Annotated in this window: 5 protein-coding genes and 1 tRNA gene; 4 read left to right on the forward strand and 2 right to left on the reverse strand. The window is 35.1% G+C overall.

Annotated features, from left to right (window positions below; all coding sequences use genetic code 11):
• The first annotated feature begins 410 nt into the window (after positions 1–410).
• The 3 genes from cutA (at position 411) to ACJ5GX_RS06490 (ending at position 1375) form a co-directional block, all read left to right on the forward strand.
• Positions 411–746 (forward strand): divalent-cation tolerance protein CutA, encoded by a 336-nt coding sequence (gene cutA / locus ACJ5GX_RS06480; RefSeq protein WP_082241857.1) that lies wholly within the window; start codon positions 411–413, stop codon positions 744–746.
• Positions 737–808, forward strand: a tRNA-Gln gene (locus tag ACJ5GX_RS06485). The genes cutA and ACJ5GX_RS06485 overlap by 10 nt, the downstream gene beginning before the upstream one ends.
• Positions 809–829: 21 nt before the next feature.
• On the forward strand, positions 830–1375 hold the full coding sequence (locus tag ACJ5GX_RS06490; protein WP_015587954.1) for a hypothetical protein: 546 nt from the start codon (positions 830–832) through the stop codon (positions 1373–1375).
• On the opposite strand, the gene ACJ5GX_RS06495 is transcribed toward ACJ5GX_RS06490, so the two are convergent.
• Both ACJ5GX_RS06495 and dapE read right to left on the reverse strand, forming a co-directional pair.
• On the reverse strand, positions 1372–1662 hold the full coding sequence (locus ACJ5GX_RS06495; RefSeq protein ID WP_007301973.1) for a hypothetical protein: 291 nt from the start codon (positions 1660–1662) through the stop codon (positions 1372–1374). The two genes, ACJ5GX_RS06490 and ACJ5GX_RS06495, sit on opposite strands and share 4 nt — an antisense overlap.
• Before the next feature lie 438 nt (positions 1663–2100).
• Positions 2101–3297, reverse strand: coding sequence for a succinyl-diaminopimelate desuccinylase (gene dapE / locus ACJ5GX_RS06500; RefSeq protein WP_019236715.1), 1197 nt, complete (start codon positions 3295–3297; stop codon positions 2101–2103).
• A 42-nt stretch (positions 3298–3339) separates the two neighbouring features.
• Between dapE and ACJ5GX_RS06505 the strand changes: the two genes are divergently transcribed.
• Positions 3340–4596 (forward strand): iron-containing alcohol dehydrogenase, encoded by a 1257-nt coding sequence (locus ACJ5GX_RS06505; RefSeq protein WP_052264778.1) that lies wholly within the window; start codon positions 3340–3342, stop codon positions 4594–4596.
• Positions 4597–5240: the final 644 nt, after the last annotated feature.

Genomic DNA, 5240 nt, shown 5'->3' on the forward strand with positions numbered 1-5240 from the left:
TGGCTGATTATCTAAACTCACACAGTGCAGAATTATAAATTGAGTACAAAAGTTCTTATTATTGGATCGATCCCAGTGTCTAGGCACTGGGATGAAAAGAGTTGACTTGAATGACACCGAATAGGCACTGGGACAGAGGCTACTTGAATAATATTTCACCATGTCATTCCAGCACTTGATGCTGGAATCCAGAAGTTTTTTGAGCACAAAAGTCATGCTAAGTTTTTGTTGTTAAGAAAGGCTGGATAGCTACTTGCATGACAAGAGGAGAACTACTGGGATGACAAGGGGAGAGCTACTAAATGACATCTTCAATTTCTATGTGTCAAGCACTGAAGAGGTCTCTCCTATTTTCTCTTGATGAATAAATCTAAGTAGAGTATAGTAAAAATGCATTTATGTAGCGATTAATGAGCAACTTAGTTTTAGTCTATATAACTTTTTCAAACCTGAAAGAGGCTAAGACTATTTCTGAAGAATTGTTAAACGAGAAGTTAATTGCATGTGTAAATATATTTCCCGAAGTAAATTCTCTGTATTTATGGGAAGGTAAAATTAATAGTAATTGTGAAATAGTGGCAATTATGAAGAGCAGGAATGATCAGACTGATAAGATTGTAGAAAAAATCGAGGCAATGCATTCTTATGATCAACCAGCCGTTGTGATAATACCCATAGGAAAAGCGAATAAATCTTTTACTAATTGGGTTAATAATGTTATTGATATAAACAATATTGGGGTGTAGCCAAGTGGTAAGGCAGCGGTTTTTGATACCGCCACGCGAAGGTTCGAATCCTTCCACCCCAGCTTTATTAAAGTGTGCGTGAAATGATATCACTTTTTTATAAATTAAGGTTATTTAATTATATACTGGGCAGCTTGAAAGATATAGTTGTCAAGCTATTTCTTTTCACTCTGTATCTTTATACATCGAGCATTATGCTCATGTTTCTCACCAGTGGCTTTTGGTATGCTGTAGAGTTTAGCTCTTTCAAAAATGCATTTTACCATTTGTATCAATATTTAAAATGGTATTATGAAAATAGAGATGATTTGGGTTATGGAGTTTCTATTAGAATATTAGTAGCGTTTCTTACTCCGCATTTTCTCTACAAATTATTTTCTGGCACAGGCTGGAAGTCTTTTTTCAAGGAGAAGATAGTTCAGATACTCAGCACAAGAAGAAAAATGAGTAATAAACCAAATGGCAGTAGTTATGGTTATAGTAATAAGAACAGTTACGGTAACAATAATCTTCAAGAGGCAGAACGGAAAGTGAATATGATAAAGCAGCTATTAATCCAAGATATAGATGAAGCTATAGAAAAAAGATTAAATGATATTTTTCTTGGTGAGAGGGGTAAACCTCATTAAAAGGGCTTTATCTTTTTTAGAATTGGCTGTATTTTGTTTTTTACGTATAATGGATCGCAATCAGCCAGTATACATGTTTCAACAAAATCTTGACTGAAGTCTGATAGCCAGGAAATTGCTTTACGTTTCTCTACCAAGCTTTCTGTTTTTTTACAGTTACTTGCTGCATCAATCATTGCCTGTGATATCACTGATTGCCACAGTATGCAGTACCTTTGTATATCATCTAAAGTGCTATTTGCTTCGTGATGGTGAAAAAATTCTTTGAAATTGAAGTTATTTGACATTACGTACCTCTTTAAGTTGAAAATTAGAATTTGAAGTAGTGCGAAAGTTGTCTGCTGCAATGAGTAGCCTTTATGACAGTCAGACCGGGTTTTATGTGAGCTATAAATGTTTAAGAAATTATATCTGTTCAGATCTATGTGAAACCAGTGCTTCTTTTCTTGTTATCCGAGCTGGGATCCAGGTTGACAAAAGCGCTTTACAACGTTTTGTGTACAAAAGCCAGTGTTGCATGACACTATTTGTTCTTACACCCTTTTTGTCTATCTTATTTTGTCACTCTGCTGAACAGATAATTTTCGCCAATAAGCTTTCTACTGAATTTTTGTTATTAAGCTCGCACAGATCAAAGACAAGTTTTGAGTCAAAAATACCCTTAATATTATAATAAGGGGTTGGTAAAATGTGTCTAGTAAGTTTCTTCTCTATGCAACTGCACCTCAAGCTAATAATGGACCATCAGGCGTATTACCAATTACATTGATTTGGTTTAATATTTTATTAGTGGGGTAAAAATAATTTTTTATAAACTCCTTATATATAGCTGTTAATTTATGTATATCGTCTATTGATACGCATTCATTTACCTGATGTGCGGTTTTGTTGATCATACCAAATTCAATTACTGGACAAATATCTTTAATAAACGCAGCATCAGATGTGCCACCATTTGTACTCAGCACAGCATCAATACCGGTAATTTTATTTATCGCATCAAGCATAATATCAGTATTTCTATCAGGAGTAGAGAGAAAAACGTCCCTGCTGCTCTGCATAGACAGTTTATAATCGTTAGTCACATTGGTGCATATTGCATCAATCATCTTATATAAAACGTCCGGTGTTTGTGTATTGTTATATCGAACATTAAAACCTGCTGCTATTGAACTAGGTATTAGATTATTAGTATTATTTCCAACGTCGATAGTAGTAATTTCGCAATGTGAAGGCTGAAAGTATTTATTACCAGTATCAAAAGTGGTATCTTTTATCTTACTTAGTATCGATACCATTTTATATATTGGATTATCTGCTAGATCTGGGTAGGCAACGTGCCCTTGTTTACCATGGCAAATCAATTTAAATGTTGCAGAACCTCTTCTACCTATTTTTATGGTATCACCTAATTTCTCACTACTCGTTGGTTCTCCAACTATACAAAAATCTATCTTTTTTTGCTTACTTTTCATCCATTCCAAAACGGCCTTTGTTCCATGTTCTTCCGTGCTTTCTTCAGCACCGGTAATCAATGCACTGATTGAACCACTGAATCGAAACTTACCTGCAACTGAATCTACGATAGCAGCAATAAATGCAGCTACTCCGCCTTTCATATCAGCTGCTCCTCTTCCGTATAGCATTCCATTTCTAACTTCTGGCTTAAATGGATCAGATATCCAATCTTTTAACTCACCTGGTGGTACAACATCAACATGTCCAGCAAAACACAAGTTTGGTACTCCATTTATATATTTCGCATAAAGATTTTTAACTTTATCACCAAACTCTAAAATCTCACATTCAAAACCACTTTTCTTGAGAATGGCTGCTATATGCTCTATTGCCCCATCGTCTTTTGGTGTTATACTTTTAAAAGAAATTAATTTCTTAGTTAGTTCTACAGGGTCAATCTTCATATCAATCTTGAAATACTAACATTACCGTATTGTAAACATTCTATGCGATATTTAAAACAAATATTACAGCACACAGAACAAGTTCTTATTAGGGAAGTTGCTGATAATATCTATGAAATATGTAGACAATATGGAAATGACATTTTTCTGATTGCAGATGAAAATACAGCAAAACTTTTAAACAAAAACATACTTAATAAAGTTTCTCATTTAATTATTCCAGCCACAACTGTCATTCCAGCGCGTGACTATGATGGATCGCAGTGTCACGCTACTTGGATGACACCAAATAGACTGAACAGCGCTGCTTCCCTCCAAACTGTAAACCTAGTTAGAAATAAAGCAAAAGATAGTGACTTAATGGTTGCATTTGGTAGTGGCACTGTTAATGATATCTGCAAATATGCAAGCTACCTCGAGAAAAAAGATTATATATCGTTCCCAACAGCCGCTTCCATGAATGGGTATAGCTCTGCAAACGCTTCAATATTAGTTGATGGATATAAAAAATCGTTCGGAGCACATCTTCCAAAGGCAATATACATTGATAACGATATAATTGCCAACGCACCACCACGCCTCACATTAAGTGGATTTGCAGATTTCATCTGCCGTTCAACAGTACAAGCCGATTGGCTATTATCTCATCTATTACTTGGCACAGAATATAATGAACTCCCCTTTAAACTTGTTCGCAATCTGGAGGAAATTTTGCTCAGAGAACACTTGGCACTTGCTAAAAAAGATAAAAGAGTAGTTTTATTACTTATGGAAGCCTTATTGATTTCAGGACTTGGAATGGTGATGTCAAAAGGCAGCTACTCTGCAAGCCAAGGAGAACATATGATAGCTCATGCAATGGAGACGGTAACAAAAGATTATTCCTCCTCGTTACATGGCGAAAAAATTGCTGTTACGACGATTACTATGGCTAACTTGCAAGAGGAGATATTGTCAATACAAAACCCGATTACCAAACCGATCACTTTAGATGTAAAACATATAACTCAGTGCTTTGGTAATACCGAATTTATAAAAATTCTAAAGCAGAAGCAAATTATGCAGCAAAAAATTCAAGAGATTATTTACAAAGAATGGAGTAATATTTCTAGTTTAATTAAGCAAAATTTACTATCTGCAAAACACCTGCAGAAAGTATTTGAAGATCTATCAATTCCGTACTTACCGGAGCATCTTAATTGGAACAAAGAGCAATATTGCAAGGTAGTCAATCTTACATTTGCAACAAGAGATAGATTCACCTTTCTTGACCTAGCTGGTTGTATAGAAAAAAGTTAGATTTTGTGTATTCGTTCAGTAGGGTAGCAAAATAAGATAGACAAAAACACAGTAACAAATGGTGTCATTCAAGTAGCTATCCAGCCTTTCTTAACAACAAAAACTTAGCATGACTTTTGTGCTCAAAACACTTCTGGATTCCAGCATCAAGTGCTGGAATGACATGGTGAAATATTATTCAAGTAGCCTCTGTCCCAGTACCTATTCGGTGTCATTCAAGTCAACTCTTTTCTTGTCATCCCAGTGCCTAGACACTGGGATCCAGAAAACTTCACTTTAAATGAGTGCATTAGATTGTCTTTATATAGATGTCAGTGTCAGCTACTCGGATGAAATTCATTTAGTTGTCTTTTCTCATCTACCTTACCACTTTCTTGAACGGATACCATTAGCCATTCCCCTGAATAGATACAACAAATGTTGTATCTTTATCACTTCACATACATTATTCCATATACTATATGAACAACTGAAAAAAGACTTCAGTTAATTGACAATGAATCACGTTATTTTGTCAAATGCGCTGCTATCGCCAAACCATAGCTTAGCTTGAGTGGCTGAGGAGGGATTTGAACCCCCGACCAAGAGATTATGATCGATCAGTATATACTTCAGAAAAAATGTTATCATCACTATTTTCATTT

The sequence above is a fragment of the Wolbachia endosymbiont of Tuta absoluta genome, assembly GCF_059414725.1.